Source organism: Geothrix edaphica (assembly GCF_030268045.1).
GTDB lineage: Bacteria > Acidobacteriota > Holophagae > Holophagales > Holophagaceae > Geothrix > Geothrix edaphica.
In genome coordinates, this window is sequence record NZ_BSDC01000001.1 from 633,228 (window position 1) to 652,232 (window position 19,005).

Here is a 19,005-nt window from a genome sequence, read left to right on the forward strand (position 1 = left end):
CGAGGTGGCCATGCGGATCGTCCCGACCCTTCCCCTCCTCCTGTTGGCCGCCAGCCTGGGGGCCCAGACACCCCTGAAGTCCGTGGACGAGCTGCGGGCCTTCTTCGCCCAGAACTGCGTGAAGTGCCACGGCCCCGACGGGTCGGCCCACGCCGCTGACGGGAAGAAGCTCGGCGGGTTCGACTTCACGGACGCGAAGAAGGCCGCCAAGGAGACGGATGCCGACATGGTGAAGACCATCCGCAAGGGCATCTTCTTCGGCATGGTCATGCCCTCCTTCAAGGACCGCCTGACCGAGGCCGATGCGGCGCTCCTGGTGAAGGAAGTGCTCCGGAAGGCCGAGAAGGGCAAAGCCATCGCGCCGTAGCAGGAGGTGGGCCGATAGGATGAAGGGATGCCCGGCGCCCCCCCCGATCCTTCCACCCACCCCCTGCTCCGCAACCTGAACGCCCCCCAGCGGGAGGCCGTCTGCCATGCCCATGGGCCGCTGCTCATCCTGGCGGGCGCAGGCTCCGGCAAGACCACGGTGATCACGCGGCGCATCGCCTGGCTCATCGAGGAGGAGGGCGTCCATCCGGGCTCCATCCTGGCCATGACCTTCACGAACAAGGCGGCCGAGGAGATGCGGGAGCGCGTCCAGCGGCTGGTGTCCGTGCCCGCCGCGCAGATGTGGGTGAGCACCTTCCACAGCTTCTGCACCCGGATCCTGCGCCGCGAGGGCGAGCGCACGCCCGTGGGCCGCGATTTCGTCATCTTCGATCCGGCGGACCAGAAGAGCCTGATGAAGCAGGTGCTGGCGGAGCTGAAGCTCCCCGAGAAGCAGTTCCATCCGAAGAAGGCCCTGGAGGTCATCAGCGACTTCAAGAACCGCTGTCTGCTGCCGGAGGAGGCGAGGGAAGAGGCCCTGGATCCCTGGACCCGCAAGGTGCTGGATGCCTATGACCTCTATCAGAAGGGCCTGAAGAACCACCGGGCCTGCGACTTCGACGACCTGCTGCTCTATACCGAGCGGCTCTTCCGCGACCCCGTGGTCCAGGCCCAGTACGGGGAGCGCTTCAAGTTCATCCTCGTGGACGAGTACCAGGACACCAACCGGGCCCAGTACCTCCTCGTGCAGCACCTGGCCCGGCGCCACCACAACCTGTGCGTCGTGGGTGATGAAGACCAGTCGATCTATGGGTGGAGAGGCGCGGACATCCGCAACATCCTCGACTTCCAGCAGGACTTCCCGGAGGCCGTGCGCATCGAGCTGCTGCAGAACTACCGCTCGACAAAGAAGATCCTGGACGCGGCCTCGGAGGTGATCGCCAACAACTCCCAGCGCGTGGAGGGCAAGGGCGCGCTGAAGACCGACCTGGGCGACGGCGAGACCATCACCTTCAAGCTGGCGGACGAGGGGCGCCTGGAGGCGGAGTGGGTGGTGCAGCGCATCCAGGAGCTGCGCTACCGTGAGCCCGAAGCCAAGGTGGCCGTGCTCTACCGCGCCAACTGGCAGTCCCGGCAGATGGAAGAGGCCCTGCGCGCCCAGAACCTGCCCTACCGGCTGGTGGGCGGCGTGAAGTTCTACGAGCGCCAGGAAGTGAAGGACCTGATCTCGTACCTGCGCCTCATCTCGAACCCCTTCGACCTGGTGAGCTTCCGCCGCTGCGTGAACGCGCCCACCCGGGGCGTGGGACCCACCACGCTGGGGAAGATCGAGGGGGCCATTCCCGAAGGCGGCACGCCCCTCGAAGGGCTGGCCATCCTGCTGCGAGCGGGCGAGCTGAAAGGCCGGGCCCAGCGGGAGATGGGCAAGTTCCTCGAGCTCTTCCACCGGGCCGCCGCCGAGCGGGAGGGCCAGGGGCTCTCGGGCCTGGTGAAGTGGGTGCTCCAGGAGAGCGGCTACCTCCAGAGCCTGGAGGACGAGGCCACGCTGGAGGCCGAGGGCCGCATCCGCAACCTGGAGGAGTTCCTCAGCGCCGCCGCGGAATCCGAGTCCCTGGGCCTGCGCCTGTCGGAGTTCCTGGACCGCATCACGCTCGCCGCGGACGCCGACCAGGTGGAGGAATCCGCCCACCTCAGCCTCATGACCATCCACTGCGCCAAGGGCCTGGAGTTCCCCTTCGTCTTCGTCATCGGCATGGAGGAGGATGTCTTCCCCAACCGCAACGCCCGCGAGACGCCGGAGGGCCTGGAGGAGGAGCGCCGCCTCTTCTACGTGGCCATCACCCGCGCCCAGCGCCGGCTCACGCTGAGCGCCGCCCGGCGCCGCCGCATCATGGGCACCGAGATGCTCTCCATGCCCAGCCGCTTCCTGAGGGAGCTGCCCGCCGAGGCCCTGACGGCGCCCATCCGCTGGGGCACCGAGCTCTACCAGTCCGGCGAGGGTGTGCGGCCCGGCAGCTCCTTCACCCGGGGCGCCGGCGGCGGCTCCGTGGCCACGGAGCTCCAGCGCATCCGCAGCTTCTTCGATCGGGTCAAGGAGGTGCCGGCGCCGTCCGGTGAGCCAGATGGCGGCAGGTTCTCCGAACCTGCCGAAGCAAAAGATCCGGCTGCGTTTGAGGCGGGAACGCGGGTGAAGAGCGCCCGGTTCGGCGCGGGCACGGTGCTGGCTTCCTCGGGCCGGGGCGAGGGCCTGACCTACACCATCCGCTTCGATCAGGGCGGCGACCGGCGCATCATGGCGCGGTTCGGAGGGCTGGAGCGCTTCTGAAAGCTGGCGGCCGGCAGCTAAATCAGGTCCTCAAGGGCCGATATGGCCGTGGGGAACTGGAAGCCGAAGCCCAGGGCCTGGGCCCGGGTCGGAAGCACGAAGGCGCCCTGGAGCAGGAGGGCCTCGGCCATCTCGCCCAGGAGCCCCTTCAAGGCGGCGGCAGTCATGGCACCGGGCACCGGCATCAGGGGGCGGTGAAGCCGCCGTGCCAGAAGGTCGGTGAAAGCCTCGTTGTCGACCGGTGCCGGCGCCGTGCCGTTGAAGGGCCCCTCCCAGGCGGGGTTGTGGGCCGCCTCCAGGAACATGGCGACCAGATCGTCCAGGTGGATCCAGCTGAGCCCCTGCCTCCCCGAGCCGAGCTTGCAGCCGAGCCAGAACCGGACCGGCAGCGCCATCTTCGGCAGGGCCCCACCGTCCCGGGCCAGCACCACGCCGATGCGGATGCGGACGACACGGACCCCGATCGCCGAGGCCGCGGCGGCTTCCGCCTCCCAGGCCCGGCAGACCTCGGGCAGGAACCCGGCCCCCGGCGGGTCCGCTTCATCCACGGGCGTCTGGTCCCGGGCTCCGTAGTAGCCGATGGCCGAGGCGTTCACGAGCGCCCGGGGCGGCAGGCGGCAGTCTTTCATGGCCTCCACCAGCCGGCGGGTCGCGAGGATCCGGCTGTCGCGGATCGCGGCCTTGCGGGCCAGGCTCCAGCGCTGGTCCGCGATCCCCTCGCCCGCCAAGTTGATGACCGCGTCCGCGCCGTCGAGCAGGGCCGCGAGGTTCTCCCAGCCATGGGCTCGGGCTCCCGGGGGCAGGCCCGCCCGGGCTGGATTCCGGGTCAGGACCGTCACCTGCGCCCCCTGATCCAGAAGAGACCGGACCAGGGGCTGCCCCACCAGCCCCGTGCCGCCCGCGACCACCACCCGCCTGGGATCTGAACCCGCCATGGGCATCTCCTCGCCTGAATATAGGTCAAGCCCGGAGCTCCGGCGCTATCCTTGAACCTGGCTTTGAGTCCCGGGGACTCCTTCCGCCGAGGCAACCGTGCGCTACCTGCTCTCCAACCTGCCGCTGAACCTGGGGGAGGAGGCGCTGGACCTCGCGAAGCCCCTGGCCCACGCCCTGGGCGGTGCCCCGAAGGACTACCACGCGGTCGCCCTGGAACGCCGCAGTCTGGACGCCCGCCACAAGGGCGCCATCCGCTTCCTGACGGCCCTCAGCTTCGATACGGAGCGCGCCCTGGAATTGGGCCCCCATCCAGGCGGACTCAAACTGGACCTGGCGCCGCCTGCCGCGCCCTATGCCGTGGCGCCGCCACCGCGCAGACCCCGAGTGGTGGTCGTGGGCAGCGGCCCCGCCGGCACCTTCTGCGCGCTGCGCCTGCTGGACTACGGCATCGAGCCCATCGTGCTGGAGCGCGGGCCCGCCATGGGCGAGCGGGTGCAGGCCATCGCGGGCCTGTGGAAGGAGGCGGTGCTGGATCCCGAGGCCAACGCCCAGTTCGGCGAGGGCGGCGCGGGCACCTTCAGCGACGGCAAGCTCACCACGCGCATCGGCCATCCGGCCACCCGCTACGTGCTGGAGGCCTTCGTGCGCTTCGGCGCGAACCCGCGGATCCTCTACCTGGCCAAGCCCCACGTGGGCACAGACGTCATCCGCCGCTGCACGGTGCTCATCCGCAAGGAGGCCGAGGCTCGCGGCGCCCGGTACCGCTTCAAGGCCAGGCTGGCGGAGGTCCGCTTCGATGACCAGGGCCGCGTCCGCGCCGCGGTGCTGGCCAGCGGCGAGGAGCTCCCCTGCGAGGCCCTGGTGCTGGCGCCGGGCCACAGCGCCCGGGATACCTTCGAGATGCTGCATGGCCACGGCGTGGCCATGCGCCAGAAGCCCTTCGCCATGGGCGTGCGCGTGGAGCACCCCCAGGACCTCATCGACCGGTCCCAGTACGGCCCCAGCGCAGGGCATCCCTCGCTGCCCGCCGCGGACTACAAGCTGGTCTGCAACTTCGGCCTGAACCGGGCCGCCTACAGCTTCTGCATGTGCCCCGGCGGCGAGGTCATCCAGTGCAGCAGCGAGGAGGGCGGCGTGGTGGTGAACGGCATGAGCAACGAGAAGCGCGACTCGGGCTTCGCCAACTCGGGGCTGGTGGCCAAGGTGAACACCGCGGACTTCGGCAGCGACCACCTCCTCGGTGGCATGTACTTCCAGCGGAAGTGGGAGCAGGCCGCCTTCCGCGCCGCAGGCGAGACCTACGGGGCCCCGGCCATGGCGGTGCAGGATTTCCTCAAGGGCCGCGCCACGGGCCGCCTGCCCCGCACCAGCTTCAGGCCCTTCGCCGTGGCGGCGGACCTGCGCACCTGCCTGCCGGACTTCGTGCGGGAGCAGCTGGCGGGAGCCCTGCCCACCTTCGACCAGAAGATCCACGGCTTTGCCAGCAGCCAGGCCATCCTGCTGGCCATCGAGAGCCGCACCAGCAGCCCCATCCAGCTCCTGCGGGGCGAGGACGGCCAGTCCGTGTCGCACCCGGGCCTCTACCCCTGCGGGGAGGGCGCAGGCTTCGCCGGCGGCATCACCTCCGCTGCCGTGGACGGCATCCGCGTGGCCGAGTGGATCGCCCAGGGAGCCGGCGCTCCGGTGTTCCAACCCTTCGAGAAGCAGGTCAGGGCAGGGGATCTGGCGAACGAGTACTGATCTGGGGCTGGGGGACCTCGATGATCCGCCAGTCCTCGCCGAACTGCTCCAGGAAGCCCAGGGAGTAGCAGCGGAAGAACACGAAGATGGGCAGGAAGGCCACGGAGCTGAGGTAGGGCAGGATGGCCACGCAGCAGGTGAGGCAGCAGCCGGCCAGGATCAGGATGAGCGCGGGGATCCACAGCAGGAAGGTCATCAGGTAGAACCCGACGAAGCGCCAGCGGTTCCCGGGCAGGAGCTCCCGGCGCAGCACGGCCCAGGCCTCAGTGGTGCCGAGGTTCCGGCGATACATGATGGGCACCACGAAATCGCGCAGCAGCAGGCCGATGATCGCGATGGCCAGGAATCCGAGGAACAGGAGGCCTCCGGCGCTGATCGTCCCGGTGAGGGCGGAGGCCCCGAAATGGCGGGCGTGGATGTCGGGCAGGGCGATGAGGACGCCGAGCCCGCCGCAGACGATGAGGAGGCCCAGCGAGGCGAGCAGCAGCATGAGCCGGAACCGGAAGAGGCGATTCCCCAGGTCCTGGAACCGGGTCCAGGGCTCCACGATCTCCGCCCGGTCCCGGGCGACGTTGTCCAGGAACATGAACTCGCCCCGGCTGCCCAGCCACTGGAACACCACCACGAGGCCGAGGATCAGGATGAAGAGCACCACGCCCAGGGCGATCACCAGCGGCAGGTGGGTGGAGACCCACTCCGTCACTGGACTGAAGTCAGGCGCGGTGGTGCGGGAGGAATGATCGAAGGGATTGCCGTTGACGTTGAAGGACCCGCCGTCCACCAGATTGGCGAGGAAGACGGAAAAGCCCAGCACGAACCACTTCCGGGCGCTGAAGGGCTCGAAGAGGATGCGCCTGACATGGGCCAGGGCGGGCTGGATGGGATCGGTGATGGAGATCATGGTGGCCTCATCATTCCATGGCCTCCCTCCAGGCGGAAATCGGCTATCGTGGCTCCGAAGCCGCAGGATCAGGCGCACCGCCCCGGAGGAACCATGTTCGAATCCGCGGAGCTCGGCCACAGGATCGACAAGGACGTGTGGGACCGGGAGGTCCCCCCCCTGCGGGAGGCGCTGCTGGACGCCCAGTACGACCTCGCGGCGGCGAAGTTCCCCGTGGTCATCCTGGTGGCGGGCGTGGACGGGGCCGGCAAGAGCGAGACCGTGAACACGCTCAACGAGTGGATGGATCCCAGGCACATCCAGACCCACGGCCTGGCCGAGCCTTCGGACGAGGAGCGCGAGCGCCCCTACATGTGGCGCTACTGGCGCCTGCTGCCCCCCAAGGGGAAGATCGGGATCTTCGATGGCTCCTGGTACACGTGGCCCATCCTCGAGCGGGCCTATGGCCGCATCAAGACCTCGGACCTGGACCAGGACATGGCCCGGGTGGCGCGCTTCGAGCAGATGCTCATCCACGAAGGGGCCCTGGTGCTGAAGTTCTGGATGCACCTTGGCAAGACCGTCCAGAAGAAGCGGCTCAAGAGCCTGGAGAAGGATCCGAAGACGAGCTGGCGGGTGACGCCCCGGGACTGGAAGCACTTCGAGATGTACGACACCTTCCGGCAGGTGGCCGAGCGGGCCCTGCGCGCCACCAGCACGGGGGACGCCCCCTGGATCGTGGTGGAGGCCACGGATCCCCGCTACCAGCGGCTCACGGTGGGCAGGATCCTGCTGGAGCGCCTGCGGGCCCGGCTGGATCATCCCGCGCCGGTGGTCCCCCCGCCGCCCTCCCAGCCGCCGGCACCCACCCTGGATGGCGTGAACATCCTCAAGGCCCTGGACCTGTCCAAACGCATGGACAAGAAAGACTACGAGGAGGAGCTGCTCATCCTCCAGGGGAAGCTGAACCTGCTCACCCGGCACCGGAACTTCCGGAAGCATGCCGTGGTGCTGGTGTTCGAGGGGGTGGACGCCGCAGGGAAGGGCGGAGGCATCCGGCGCATCACCCAGGCCCTGGACGCCCGCCGGTACCACATCCACCCCACGGCCGCGCCCACGGAGGAGGAGCGGGCCCAGCCGTACCTCTGGCGCTTCTGGCGGAACCTGCCGCGCCGGGGCGAGGTGGCCATCTACGACCGCAGCTGGTACGGCCGGGTGCTGGTGGAGCGCGTGGAGGGCTTCTGCTCCGAGGCCGACTGGCGGCGGGCCTACAGCGAGATCAACGACTTCGAGGACCAGGTGGTGCGGAACCGCAGCCTCCTGCTGAAGTTCTGGCTGTCCATCAGCCAGGAGGAGCAGCTGCGCCGCTTCGAGGAACGGGAGACCACCCCGTTCAAGCGGTTCAAGATCACCGAGGAGGACTGGCGCAACCGCGAGAAGTGGCCCGCCTACGAGGCCGCCACCTGCGATATGCTGGACCGCACTAGCACCGAGATCGCCCCCTGGACCCTCGTCGAGAGCGAGGACAAGCACTTCGGGCGGATCAAGATCCTCAGGACCCTCGTGCAGCGGCTGGAGGATGAGCTATAGGATTCAACGCCTGGGACGCCCCATCTCCCTACGACACGACTGATCTGGCGAGATCCTCCTCCATGCCGACCCATCCTCCCCTCCCACCGCCCCAGGCCGTGCAGCCCGCCGCGGAACTGCCGCTCCTCCCCGGCTCAGACCCCATCATCCTCGGGGCGTTCCAATGGGCGCTGGCGCATTCCCCCAGCCTGCAGCAGGTGGTCCAGCAGCTGCCCGGGGCCGATCGGAAGGCCCGCTACCGGTTGGTCCCAGGCATGGCTCCGAACTACGGGGAGCTCCGCATCCGGCCGCTGGAGGACATCTACGACATCGACATCGTGGTGCCCATCCTCGCCTGGAGCCGCTGTGGGGACGCGCTTGAGCCTTGGGTGGCCAGCGCGCTGTTCCTGGCCCTGGAGACCGCGAGCAAGGGGAGATACAAGGAGACGGGGGATCCGCAGCACTTTCACTTCATCGGCAAGACCAGGGAGGGAGCCTTCGCCTTCCAGGCCAAGGTCCGGGAGGAACTGGCCTTGGCGGATCCCGCACGGATGAAGGATCTCCCCGACGGGCAGCTCATCTACCGCTACGAGTTCAGGCCCGGGACCTACCCGCCTTCAACCTCCCGGGATGTTCCCCGGTTTTCCAAGCCCCCTGTGCGCCGGCCCCTTCCCCCGGGCGTGTCCTGAGGCACCAGGAGGGACTTTCAGCGTTCGACGGTTCAGACCGCCCGCTCCTTGCCGAACACCCGGTCCAGCACCAGGCCCGCGGTCTCTTCGATGCTGCGGCCGGTGACGTCGAGGACGGGCCAGCGGCGGTGCTGCTTGAAGACTTCGTCGGCATAGACGAGCTCATCGAGGATGCGGCCCAGGTCGCTGTAGCTGTCGGCGCTGCCGGTGGCGCCCAGGCGCTTCAGGCGGTAGGCGCGGATCTCCTGGAGCCGGTCCGGCTGGATGGTGAGGCCCACGATGCGGCCCTGGGGGATGGTGTCGAGCTCGGGAGGCGGAGGGACGCCGGGCACGAGGGGCACGTTCAGCACCTTGTAGCCTTCCATGGCGAGATACATGGAGAGGGGGGTCTTGCTGGTGCGGCTGATGCCCACCAGCACGATGTCCGCGTCGGGCAGGCCTCCCATGTCGATGCCGTCATCGAATTTCAGGGCGAACTCGATGGCCTCGATGCGGCGGAAGTACTTGTCGCCCACCGCATGGAAGCTGCCGGGGCGCTCCTCGGGGCGCTCCCGCAGGTAGAGGGCCAGGGTGTCCAGCAGGTTGCCGAAGAGGTCCACCTGGGTGAGCCGCAGCTCCGCGCAGCGGTCCGCCAGGTAGAAGCGCATCTCCCGGGAGACGGTGGTGTGGATGATGACGGCGCGCTTGTCCGCGGCCATCTGGAGCACCCGGTCCATGTCCTCCTTGGACCGGACGTTCTGGAACCGGCGCACCAGGGCGGAGCTCTCGCCCTTGGCAAACTGGGTCAGGGCCGCCTGGACCATGCGCTGGGCGGTCTCGCCGGAACCTCCCGACACCACGTAGATGGGCTGCCTGTCCATGGAAAGAGCATACCCTGGGGTGATGGAACCGCTGTCCCGTACCCTCGTGTGGCTGGCGATGGCCCTCCCGGCCGGCGTGGCGATCGGCGGCGTGGCCGTGGTCCTCGCGCGCTGGGCGCGGATCCACCGCCGCGCCAAGGCGGACCCCGAGGCGCTCCTGCTCTCGGCCGTGTCCGGCAGCCTCCGGGAGCGGGGCGAGCTGGCCAACTCCCTGGGCGAGCTGCGCACGGTCCATGAGCGGCTGCTGGATGCGCTGCCCACGGGCGTGCTCTGGGTGGACCAGCGGCAGCGCCTGGCGGCCCTGAACCGGCGCGGCTGCGAGCTGCTGGGCGTCCGGCCCGGCGTCGTGGGCCTGGAGGCGGCCTTCGTGCTGGAGCCCTTCCCCTGGTTGCGGGAGGCCCTGGGCCGGGAACCCGGGCCCGCCTGGCGCTGCGCCGCCGGGGGCCGCCGCTGGCGGCTCCAGCGCATCGAGGCTCCGGACCGCATCGGCGCGCTGGTGCAGTTCGAGGATGTCACCGAGGCCGAGGCCGAGGAGCATCGTCGCCAGCTGCGGGAACGCTTCGCGGACCTGGGCGAGATGACGGCGGGCGTGGCCCACCAGCTCAAGAACGGCCTGGCGGTGCTCAAGGGCCGGGGGCAGATGCTGAAGCGGGCTGGCCATGGGGAGGCCGCGGAGGACCTGCTGGAGGAGACCGAGGATCTGGAGCGGATGGTCCAGCGCTTTCTCCAGTGGGCGAAGCCGCTGGATCCGGTGGCGGAGCCGCTCCGCCTCGAGGAGGCCGCCGCCCAGGCCCTGGTGGAGCTGAAGCGCCGGCCCATGAGCCAGGGTCGCCAGCTGGCGGTGGAAGGGGAGGGCGGGGCCACGGGCGACCCGCTGCTGCTCCACCAGGCCCTGGTGAACCTGCTGGAGAACGCCTGCCAGGCCACGCCGCTCGGGGGCCGGATCCTGCTGCGGGTCGCCCCCGGGCGGATCGACATCCTCGACGATGGGCCCGGGCTGTCGGAGGACACGGCCATCCGCATGCTCCGGCCCTTCGAAAGCGGCCGGCCGGACGGCACGGGCCTGGGGCTTCCCCTGGCCCTGAAGTGGCTGAATGCCCAGGGGGCCGATCTGCGCCTGGTGCCCCGTCCCGAGGGCGGCACCTGTGCGGAGATCCGCTGGTAGGACGCTGGTAACTTGATGTCATGAAGATCGCGCTCCTTCAGCTCAACGCCCGCCTCGGCGACCCCGAGGGCAACGGCCGGGCCCTGGAGGCGGCCTACGCCGAGGCGGTGACCCGGGGCGCGGAGCTGGTCCTGGCGCCCGAGCTGGCCATTCCGGGCTACCTGGCGGAGGATCGCCTCTGGGAGACGGGCCTCCGGCGGCGCATCGAGCGGGAATCCCACCGGCTGGCGGCGCTGTCCGGGCCCGTGCCGCTGCTCTTCGGGACCGCCCGCCCGGCACCCTCCGGACGCCTCTGGAACGAGCTGTGGTGGTGCGAGGGCGGGGCCCTCCGCCACTGCGCGCACAAGCGCGTGCTGCCCAGCTACGACATCTTCGACGAACACCGCTATTTCGAGCCGGATCCCTCGCCCCAGCCGCTGGTGGCCTTCCGGGGGCACCGCATCGGCCTCTCCATCTGCGAAGACCTCTGGGCGGATCCCCAGCTGGGGAATGCCCCCGTGGGCTACGGGGTGGATCCCATCGCGGACCTGGCCGCGGCGGGGGCCACGCTGATCCTCAACGGCAGCGCCAGCCCCAGCGGGCTGGGGAGCTACCTGCCGCCGGGTCGCAGCGCCCCCTGGGCCATCCCCTCGAAGGATGCCCAGCGGCAGCGCCTGCTGCCGGGCCTGGCCCAGAAACACGGGGTCCCCATCGCCTACGCCAGCCGGGTGGGGGCCGAGAGCTGGCTGCTCTTCGACGGCGGCTCGGGCCTGGCGCTCCCGGACGGCCGCTGGCAGGGTTGCGAACCGTTCCACGAGGGGCCACACCTGGTGGATACCAGCCAGCCCGGCGAGGCCTGGCGCACCGTGGCGGAGGCTTCCTGGCTGCGGACCGCGCTGGTGATGGGGATCCGCGACAACCTGGCCAAGCAGGGGCTCGAGGCGCTGGTGCTGGGACTCTCCGGCGGCATCGACAGCGCCGTGGCCGCGGCCCTCGCCGTGGAGGCCCTCGGCCCCGGCCGGGTGCTGGGCGTGGCCCTCCCCACGCGGTTCAGCAGCGGGGAGAGTTCCGCCCTGGCGGAGCAGCAGGCCCGGCAGCTCGGCCTGGGCTTCCTGGACATCAACGTCGATGCGCCTTTCGCCGGGTTCACCGCGGCCCTGGAGCAGGCCCTGCCGGACCGCGCCTTCGGCCTCACGGACGAGAACCTGCAGAGCCGGTGCCGCGGCAGCCTGCTCATGGCGCTGACCTCGGAGCCGGAGATCCACCACCGCCTCGGCACCAGCCGCGTGGCCGTGCTGAACACGGGGAACAAGAGCGAAGCCGCCACCGGCTACTTCACGCTCTACGGCGATGGCATCGGCGCCTTCGCCCCCCTGGGGGACTGCCTCAAGGCCCGGGTCTATGCCGTGGCGCGGGAGCTGGGGGATGCCGTGCCCCGGGGCGTGGTGGAGCGCCCCCCCACGGCGGAGCTGCGACCGGGCCAGACAGATGAGGCCAGTCTCCTGCCCTACGCCCAGCTGGACGCCATCCTGGGCGCAGCCCTGGAGGCCCAGCGCCCCGAGGAGGGGCTCGGGGACGACCTGGCGCTGGTGCTGGAAGGGGCCGCCCTGGATCAGGCCCGGACCTCGCTCCCCCGCATCCTGGGTCTCCTGCGCCGCTCGGAATTCAAGCGGCGGCAGCTGCCCTTCGCGTTCAAGGTGAGCCCCAAGGCCTTCGGTGCAGGCCGGAGGATCCCCCTCACAAGCCTATGAAAACCCGCATGGCCGCGATATTCTGGCCCTCCTGGCCGGTGTGGCGAAATGGCAGACGCGACGGACTCAAAATCCGTTTCCCCCTAAAGGAGTGTCGGTTCGAGTCCGACCACCGGTACCAACTTCCACGATTAATTGACCACAATCTCCTTGAATGGATGTCCGCGGAAGTCTACATTCGGCTGTCAGTCCCCCCGTTTGAAGATCCGAGTCGAGCGCCTGTCGGCCCCTGACCGGATCCCACTGCTGTTCGCCACGAAAAGGACCCGGACCATGGAAGTCGTTTGGAACACCCGCTACAACACGGGCATCCAGATCATCGACGAACAGCACCAGGAACTTTTCGCCACCGTCGATCGCCTCAGGAGTTCCGTCCAGTCCGGGGCGGACCGGACGGAGATCGAGACCCTCCTGGCCACGCTGGTCAGCCATTCCGAGCGCCACTTCGCCACCGAGGAAGCCTTCATGGCGCGGTTCGGGTACCCGGACCTGACCCAGCACGTGGCCGAGCACGCCTCCATGCTCACCAGCCTCCATGAGCTGCACAACAAGTTTCGGGAGAGCCACCACACCCTGGCGCTGATGATCCCGACCTTCATGGAAGGCTGGTTGAAGCACCACATCAGCGATGGGGACTTCGGCTTCGTGACCTTCCTGAAATCCCGGAACTTGGCCTGACCTGGGCTCCGCCTGTGACGGCCGGGTGACGGCCGTCGGGAATTTCCGGGAATTTTCCGGGTGAAAAAGGCACTTGAGCCGTTTGGCCAGGATCGGAGATCCTTGGACTCTCCCCTGCCACGGATAACCGGAAGAACCGGGATCCTCCATCCACCGACGGCCAGACCCCTGGCCCAGGAGCGACGATGAACCGACGCTGGACCACCCTCACGCTGACTGCCCTCGCCTGTGCCACGATCGCCTCGGCCCAGACCTCCTCCACCGCGGGCGCGGTGCGCGGCGTGGTCAAGAACAAGGCCGGCCAGGCGGTGCCCGGCGCCAGTCTCTCCCTGCGGAACCGGGAGACGGGCCTGGTCCGCACCGCCACGACCAATTCCCTGGGCGAGTACCAGATCGGCCTGCTGCCCGTGGGGAACTATGAGCTCACGGTGGCCGCCTCCGGCATGCGCACCCTGAAGGACACCGGTGTCCAGGTGTCCCTGGGCCAGAACACCATCGCGAACTTCAGCCTGGATGTGGCCGAGGCCTCGGCCATGGTGGAGATCGTCGCCTCGTCCCAGACCCTGGACACCACCCAGGTGAACAGCGTCACCGCCGTGGACAGCAAGCTGGTGGAGGCGCTCCCCTTGGCGGGCGGCCGCGACTTCACGGCCCTGGTGCAGCTCACGCCCGGCTCGGTCTACGACTCCGACAACAACCGCGTGTCCATGGAGGGCGCCCGCGGCATCCAGAACAACCTGACCATTGACGGCGCTTCGTACCAGTCGAACTTCTTCGGCGAGCAGCGCGGCTCCACCCGCATCCCCTTCGCCTTCGGCGCCGACACCATCAAGGAACTCCAGATCATCACCAACGCCTTCGATGCCCAGTACGGGAACGCGGCGGGCGCGGTGATCAACGCCGTGTCCAAGACCGGCACCAATGAGTTCTCCGGATCCGCGCTCCTGCAGGTGCGGCCGAAGTCACTGGTGGCGAAGATCCGGCCCGTGCCCTACGATCCGCGCGGGACCACCAACACGAACAAGGCCCTGACGAAGAACTTCACCCAGACCCAGTTCAACGTGAACGTGGGCGGCCCGATCATCAAGGACAAGCTGCACTTCTTCGTGGGCGTCGAGACCTACAAGTACAAAGAGGACATGACGCCGGACTTCGCCATCGGCACCAGCGCCTCCACCAACCTGGCGGCCTTCAACACCTTCATCGGCACCTTCGGCGGCCTGGTGATGGGGAATGACGGGCGCACCCTGGCCCAGGAGGGCGGCCGCAGCTATACGAACGACCGCACCAACACCGTCTACTTCGGCCGCTTGGACTGGACCATCAACGAGAACCACCGGGCCACCCTGCGCGTGAACGCCCAGGACTGGAAGTCTGAGAACGGCACCACCTCCTTCACCAGCAGCTTCGCCCCCACCACGGGCCAGACCCAGCAGGGGTTGGAGAAGAACAGCGGCCTCTCCTGGGTGGCCGAGCTGAACAGCATTCTCGGCGCGAACCTGGTGAACGAGGCCCGCATCCAGCGCGCCATCGAGCGCCGCCCCCGCTACGCCAACACCACCGCCGCCCCGGAGTTCCAGGTGAACAGCGGCTTTACGGCGGGCCAGAACAACTTCCTCCCCAACGGCCTGGACGAGTACAGCTGGCAGGTCATCGACAACCTCACCTGGAGCCAGGGCGACTGGACGGTGAAGGGAGGCGTGGACCTTCAGTTCTTCGACTTCAAGAACACCTTCTTCCGCTACCAGAACGGCTCCTTCCAGTTCGGGAACTACGCCACGGCCAGCCGCTGGGCCACGGGCACTGTGGGCACCGGCGACACGCTGGTCTACCAGGGGGCCTTCAGCAACTACGGCGGGGCCATCTCCTACAAGTCCAAGCTCTACGCGGGCTATGTTCAGGGCCAGTACCAGGGCCTGCTGGACCGCAGGCTGCTCCTCAGCCTCGGCCTCCGGGCCACCCGCGAGGACCAGCCGGACAACCCGCGCCCCAACACCCAGTTCGCCGGCCTGGACCAGGCCAATGACGCGTCGGCCTACGATCCCCGCTTCGGGTTCACCTACGACCTGAAGGGCAATGGCAAGACCCTCATCCGAGGCGGCTACGGCTGGTTCTCCAGCCCCAACCCAAGCCTCACCGTGTCCAACACCATGAACAGCAACGGGAACACCACCTCGACCTACCGGATCTCCAACGGCGCGTCCACCAACGCCCAGTTCAACACCGGCCTCCTCTCCTACGCCAACCGCGTGTCCGGGACCACCCTCACTCGGCTGGATCCCACACTGCTGGCCACGGTGGGCAACACCAACTCCAAGCAGGGGCAGGTCTGGGACCCGCGGAACGACCTGTCCGTGGCCAAGCGCGCGGCTCTGGGCATCGAGCACGCCTACGACAACGGCTATACCGTGGGCTTCCAGGCGGTGTACGCGAAGTTCGAGAACCTCCAGTACTTCGTGAACATCAACCTGAACCAGATCGGGGCTCCCGCCGGTTCGTATTACAACGACGGCTATCCCCTCACCACCAACCTCTTCGGTGGCGCCCGCCCTGCCAAGGCCGTGGTGGCCGGCCGGCTCCTGGATTTCACCGGGTTCGGCGACGTGTTCCTCAGCCGGAATGATGGGGAAGGCAAATACCAGGCCCTGATCCTCACGCTGTCCAAGCGGGCCGAGTCGGGCTGGGGCTTCACCTCCAACCTGACCTGGTCCAAGGCCCGGGACAACAACTCCAACGAGCGCACCACCGCCAGCGCCAGCTCGGAATCGAACGTCAACAACCCGGCGGATCCCCTGGCCACCTATGCCTACAGCGACAATGACCGCCGCTGGCGGGTGGTCTTCGCGGGCTACTTCCCCGTCTACTTCGGCATCCAGGGTGCCGTGAACTTCAGCTACACCTCCGGTCGTCCCTACAGCTCCTTCAATACCGGCCGCACGATCACGGGCGTCTCCTACTCCGGCGACCTGAACGGGGATGGCGCCACCAACGACTACAGCCCGAACACGGAGCGCAACCAGTTCCGGCAGCCCTCGCTCCGCAGCCTGGACCTCCGCCTGAGCCGGGACTTCAAGATCGCCCGCCGCTTCGAGATCCAGGCCTTCCTGGACATCTTCAACCTGCCGAACTGGGCCAACCAGCGCACCACGCTGACCACCGGCACCCAGGGCAACGCCACCGTCGGGTTCGTCCCCGTGTCCGATTTCGGATTCATCAACCTGCCCGACCGCAGCACCCGCGAGGTCCAGCTCGGCGTCCGCGCCAAGTTCTGATCGCCGCAGCTGGCAAGAAGAAGGCCCCGCATCCGCGGGGCCTTCTTCTTGCGGCGGGCCGTCACTTCAGGGTGATGACGGTGGCCCCGGCGCCGCCCTGGTTCTGGGGGGCATCCTCCACCCGGGCGATGCCGGGGTGGCCGCGCAGGGCCTCGCGGACCGCCGCCTTCAGCCGGCCGGTGCCGTGGCCGTGGACGATGCGGATGATGCGCCGGCCCGCGGCGAGGGCTTCCTCCACGAAGCGGTAGATCTCACTGTCCACGTCGTCGCTGGCCCGGCCGATGAGGTTGATCTCGGAGTCGATCTCCTGGACTTCGGCCCGCACTCGCACCCTGCCAGTGGGTTTCGGCGCCGCCTCCCGGGCGCCGATGGGCTCCAGCTCACCCAGGCGGCACTCCAGGCGGCGGCCCTGAGGCGTCTCCAGCGTGGCCCGGTCACCCTTGAGGGAAACGACCTTGCCCTCGACGCCCAGACCTCGGTGGCGGGCGTAGCCCCCCTCCCGGACCTCCAGGGGCGTCGCCGGCTTGGGCTTGGCCCCACGGGGCGCCAGCTCTGCCTCCGCCAGGCGGGCGAGCTGCTTCACCCGCTCGTGGGCCTCGGTGCCCAGGCGGTCGGCGTTCACGTCGGCCGCCTTCTGGCGCTCCTTCAGTTCCTTCACCAGACGCTTGCCCTCGTGGTCGAGGAAGTCCAGCACCCGGGCCAGCTTCTCCTTCGATTCCTTCTGGAAGGCCTCCCGCTCGGACCGCAGCTTCTCCTCCCGTTGGCGGAGGATCTCCCGGTCCTTCTCGGCGGCCACCGTCTGGCGGCGCAGGGTCTCGGCCTCCTCCAGCAGGCGCGTGCGCTCGGCCTCCAGCTCCCGCAGGAAGTCGCGCCAGTCCTGCTCCCGCTGGCCCAGCACCTTGTCGGCGTGGTCGAGCACAGCCTTGGGCAGGCCCAGCTTGGCGGCGATGGTGAGGGCGCGGCTCTGGCCCGGCTGGCCCACCAGCAGGCGGTAGGTGGGGGCCAGGCGGTCCTCGTCGAACTGCACGGAGGCGTTCTGGAAGCGCGTGTGGCGCAGGGCCCACTGGCTGATCTCGCCCAGGTGCGTCGAACAGAGGATCCAGCAGCGGCGGCGGGACAGGGTCTGGAGCATGGCGATGCCCAGGGCCGCGCCCTCCTTGGGATCCGTGCCCGTGCCCAGCTCGTCCAGCAGCACCAGGCCGCCGTCATGGACGTTTTCCAGGATCTTCTTCAGATGCAGCACATGGCTGCTGAAGGTCGAGAGGCTTCCCGTGATGGTCTGGTGGTCGCCGATGTCCGCGTGGAGGCTGGGCAGGGCGGGGAAGCTGGAGCCCTCCTTCGCCGGCACGGCGCAGCCGCAGGCCGCCAGCACCGAGAGCAGGCCCACGGTCTTCAGCACCACAGTCTTGCCGCCGGTGTTCGAGCCGGAAATGACCAGGCCCGGCTTCTCCGCCTCCAGCACCAGGTTCAGGGGCACCACGGGGTGGGGCAGCGGATCCAGGCCCATGGCCTCCCGCACGGCGGGCAGCAGCATGGGATGGCGGGCCTCCAGGAGGCAGAGACGGCCCTGCTTGGGATCGGTTTCCACCTCCGGCAGACGGCCGTCGCAGAGGGCGGCCCAGCGCAGGAGGGCGAGCCCCTGGTCCGCCTGGGCCTGGAGGTCCCGCCAGCGGGCGAAGTCCTCGCGCCGGGCCCGCAGGTCCGCCAGCAGGTCCCGCAGGAAGGCCTGCACGGCCTGGGCGTAGTCGCGGTCGGCCTCCACGAAGGCGTTGTTGAGGGGCACGGCCTCCATGGGCTCGATGAAGACGGTGGCACCGCTGCCGCTGCGGTCCAGCACCAGGCCGGGCATGAGGCCGCGCCGCTCCTGGCGCACGGGCAGGCAGAAGCGCCCGTTGCGCTCCACGACCATGGCCTCGTTGAAGGCGTCCGGCGTGGCCCGCAGGAGCTTCTGGAGCTTGGCCTGCACGGCCTGGAAGGCGTCCTGGCGGTGCCGGTGGAGGCTGGCCAGGGCCGGAATGCGCAGGGGATCCAGCCGGCCGTCGGCGTCGAAGCTCTTCGCCAGGCGCTCCGCGATGGGCGCGGGGTCCGGCAGCAGGGCCGCCGTCACCTGAAGCCGGTCGATGCCCAGGTGCGTGCCCGCAGGCGCCGGGCGGGCCTCAGGCCAGGGCAGGGCGGCCAGGCTCTGCAGCAGGCGGGCCATGGCCTTCAGCCCATCCCGCAGCTGCCGCCAGTGCTCCGGCAGCAGCCAGCCCGCCGGGTTCAGCAGCTCGTCCAGGGCCTCGTCCATGGGCAGCACCGGCAGGAGATCCGGCGACTGGGCCCAGAGGTCCTGCAGCTCCAGCTGGTGCAGCCGCCGCAGTCCCGCCAATCCGTCCGAGGGCTGCATGGCGCCCAGGGCCACGCGCGCCGGCGCCGTGCGGGCCCCCGACTGGATCAGGCGCACCGCATCGGGGAATTCGAGAGCATGGAGTTCAGGGTTCATGGGGCGCAGTCTTCAATCCTCGTCTTCAGTAAAACAAAAAGGGCCCGCTTCTGCGGGCCCTTTGCGTGCAAAGCGCTGCTTTGCACGAAGGCAGGATCAACCGATCATGCGCCGTTCCTGAGCGAGGCGCTTCAGGGTCTTCTTACGGGCGGCGAGCATCTTGCGCTTGCGCTTGGTGCTGGGCTTCTCGTAGTGCTGGCGCTTCTTCAGCTCGCTGAGAATGCCGGACTTCTCGCACTTCCGCTTGAAGCGGCGAAGGGCGAACTCGAAAGTTTCGTCTTCTTTGACCTTGACCAAAGGCATATGGATGCA

At 69.1% G+C, this 19,005-nt stretch carries 14 protein-coding genes and 1 tRNA gene; 10 read left to right on the forward strand and 5 right to left on the reverse strand.

Annotated elements, in window-relative coordinates:
* The first annotated feature begins 10 nt into the window (after positions 1-10).
* A complete protein-coding gene (locus tag QSJ30_RS02835; protein ID WP_285606270.1) occupies positions 11-367 on the forward strand; it encodes a c-type cytochrome in 357 nt (118 codons plus the stop codon).
* Positions 368-394: 27 nt separating this feature from the next.
* On the forward strand, positions 395-2,692 hold the full coding sequence (locus QSJ30_RS02840) for an ATP-dependent helicase (protein WP_285606271.1): 2,298 nt from the start codon (positions 395-397) through the stop codon (positions 2,690-2,692).
* Positions 2,693-2,709: 17 nt separating this feature from the next.
* Here the strand turns inward: QSJ30_RS02840 and QSJ30_RS02845 are convergent, their stop codons facing one another.
* Positions 2,710-3,627 carry a TIGR01777 family oxidoreductase gene (locus QSJ30_RS02845; protein WP_285606272.1) on the reverse strand — a complete coding sequence of 306 codons (918 nt, stop codon included), beginning with the start codon at positions 3,625-3,627 and terminating at the stop codon, positions 2,710-2,712.
* 97 nt (positions 3,628-3,724) lie between these two features.
* On the opposite strand from QSJ30_RS02845, the gene QSJ30_RS02850 reads away from it, so the two are divergent.
* Positions 3,725-5,368 (forward strand): NAD(P)/FAD-dependent oxidoreductase, encoded by a 1,644-nt coding sequence (locus QSJ30_RS02850; RefSeq protein WP_285606273.1) that lies wholly within the window; start codon positions 3,725-3,727, stop codon positions 5,366-5,368.
* Here the strand turns inward: QSJ30_RS02850 and QSJ30_RS02855 are convergent.
* A complete protein-coding gene (locus tag QSJ30_RS02855) occupies positions 5,337-6,269 on the reverse strand; it encodes a DUF7544 domain-containing protein (RefSeq protein WP_285606274.1) in 933 nt (310 codons plus the stop codon). The two genes, QSJ30_RS02850 and QSJ30_RS02855, sit on opposite strands and share 32 nt — an antisense overlap.
* Positions 6,270-6,362: 93 nt before the next feature.
* Between QSJ30_RS02855 and pap the strand changes: the two genes are divergently transcribed.
* Both pap and QSJ30_RS02865 read left to right on the forward strand, forming a co-directional pair.
* A complete protein-coding gene (gene pap / locus QSJ30_RS02860) occupies positions 6,363-7,838 on the forward strand; it encodes a polyphosphate:AMP phosphotransferase (protein ID WP_285606275.1) in 1,476 nt (491 codons plus the stop codon).
* A gap of 62 nt (positions 7,839-7,900) precedes the next feature.
* Positions 7,901-8,506, forward strand: a complete 606-nt coding sequence (locus QSJ30_RS02865; RefSeq protein ID WP_285606276.1) for a hypothetical protein — start codon at positions 7,901-7,903, stop codon at positions 8,504-8,506.
* A gap of 32 nt (positions 8,507-8,538) precedes the next feature.
* Here QSJ30_RS02865 and QSJ30_RS02870 read toward each other — a convergent pair whose 3' ends face one another.
* On the reverse strand, positions 8,539-9,366 hold the full coding sequence (locus QSJ30_RS02870; protein ID WP_285606277.1) for a pyruvate, water dikinase regulatory protein: 828 nt from the start codon (positions 9,364-9,366) through the stop codon (positions 8,539-8,541).
* 22 nt (positions 9,367-9,388) lie between these two features.
* Between QSJ30_RS02870 and QSJ30_RS02875 the strand changes: the two genes are divergently transcribed.
* The 5 genes from QSJ30_RS02875 to QSJ30_RS02895 all read left to right on the forward strand — a co-directional run bounded on the left by QSJ30_RS02875 (position 9,389) and on the right by QSJ30_RS02895 (position 16,211).
* Positions 9,389-10,531, forward strand: coding sequence for a sensor histidine kinase (locus QSJ30_RS02875; RefSeq protein ID WP_285606278.1), 1,143 nt, complete (start codon positions 9,389-9,391; stop codon positions 10,529-10,531).
* A 20-nt stretch (positions 10,532-10,551) separates the two neighbouring features.
* Positions 10,552-12,261: an NAD(+) synthase gene (nadE, locus tag QSJ30_RS02880; RefSeq protein ID WP_285606279.1), complete on the forward strand. Its 1,710-nt coding sequence runs from the start codon at positions 10,552-10,554 to the stop codon at positions 12,259-12,261.
* A gap of 34 nt (positions 12,262-12,295) precedes the next feature.
* Positions 12,296-12,382, forward strand: a tRNA-Leu gene (locus QSJ30_RS02885).
* Positions 12,383-12,534: 152 nt separating this feature from the next.
* Positions 12,535-12,939, forward strand: coding sequence for a bacteriohemerythrin (locus QSJ30_RS02890; RefSeq protein ID WP_285606280.1), 405 nt, complete (start codon positions 12,535-12,537; stop codon positions 12,937-12,939).
* Positions 12,940-13,124: 185 nt separating this feature from the next.
* Positions 13,125-16,211: a TonB-dependent receptor gene (locus QSJ30_RS02895; protein ID WP_285606281.1), complete on the forward strand. Its 3,087-nt coding sequence runs from the start codon at positions 13,125-13,127 to the stop codon at positions 16,209-16,211.
* A gap of 61 nt (positions 16,212-16,272) precedes the next feature.
* Here the strand turns inward: QSJ30_RS02895 and QSJ30_RS02900 are convergent, their stop codons facing one another.
* Positions 16,273-18,693 carry an endonuclease MutS2 gene (locus QSJ30_RS02900; protein ID WP_285606282.1) on the reverse strand — a complete coding sequence of 807 codons (2,421 nt, stop codon included), beginning with the start codon at positions 18,691-18,693 and terminating at the stop codon, positions 16,273-16,275.
* A 96-nt stretch (positions 18,694-18,789) separates the two neighbouring features.
* On the reverse strand, positions 18,790-18,996 hold the full coding sequence (gene rpsU, locus QSJ30_RS02905; protein WP_026852993.1) for a 30S ribosomal protein S21: 207 nt from the start codon (positions 18,994-18,996) through the stop codon (positions 18,790-18,792).
* Positions 18,997-19,005 lie beyond the last annotated feature (9 nt).

Excerpts from the sequence above, each read along its gene's own strand:
- QSJ30_RS02895 (WP_285606281.1), top strand. The coding sequence starts at position 13,125 with ATGAACCGACGCTGGACCACCCTCACGCTGACTGCCCTCGCCTGTGCC.
- QSJ30_RS02865 (WP_285606276.1), top strand. The coding sequence starts at position 7,901 with ATGCCGACCCATCCTCCCCTCCCACCGCCCCAGGCCGTGCAGCCCGCC.
- QSJ30_RS02890 (WP_285606280.1), top strand. The coding sequence starts at position 12,535 with ATGGAAGTCGTTTGGAACACCCGCTACAACACGGGCATCCAGATCATC.
- QSJ30_RS02875 (WP_285606278.1), top strand. The coding sequence starts at position 9,389 with ATGGAACCGCTGTCCCGTACCCTCGTGTGGCTGGCGATGGCCCTCCCG.
- QSJ30_RS02845 (WP_285606272.1), bottom strand. The coding sequence starts at position 3,627 with ATGGCGGGTTCAGATCCCAGGCGGGTGGTGGTCGCGGGCGGCACGGGG.
- QSJ30_RS02855 (WP_285606274.1), bottom strand. The coding sequence starts at position 6,269 with ATGATCTCCATCACCGATCCCATCCAGCCCGCCCTGGCCCATGTCAGG.
- QSJ30_RS02840 (WP_285606271.1), top strand. The coding sequence starts at position 395 with ATGCCCGGCGCCCCCCCCGATCCTTCCACCCACCCCCTGCTCCGCAAC.
- rpsU (WP_026852993.1), bottom strand. The coding sequence starts at position 18,996 with ATGCCTTTGGTCAAGGTCAAAGAAGACGAAACTTTCGAGTTCGCCCTT.
- pap (WP_285606275.1), top strand. The coding sequence starts at position 6,363 with ATGTTCGAATCCGCGGAGCTCGGCCACAGGATCGACAAGGACGTGTGG.
- QSJ30_RS02870 (WP_285606277.1), bottom strand. The coding sequence starts at position 9,366 with ATGGACAGGCAGCCCATCTACGTGGTGTCGGGAGGTTCCGGCGAGACC.
- QSJ30_RS02900 (WP_285606282.1), bottom strand. The coding sequence starts at position 18,693 with ATGAACCCTGAACTCCATGCTCTCGAATTCCCCGATGCGGTGCGCCTG.
- QSJ30_RS02835 (WP_285606270.1), top strand. The coding sequence starts at position 11 with ATGCGGATCGTCCCGACCCTTCCCCTCCTCCTGTTGGCCGCCAGCCTG.
- nadE (WP_285606279.1), top strand. The coding sequence starts at position 10,552 with ATGAAGATCGCGCTCCTTCAGCTCAACGCCCGCCTCGGCGACCCCGAG.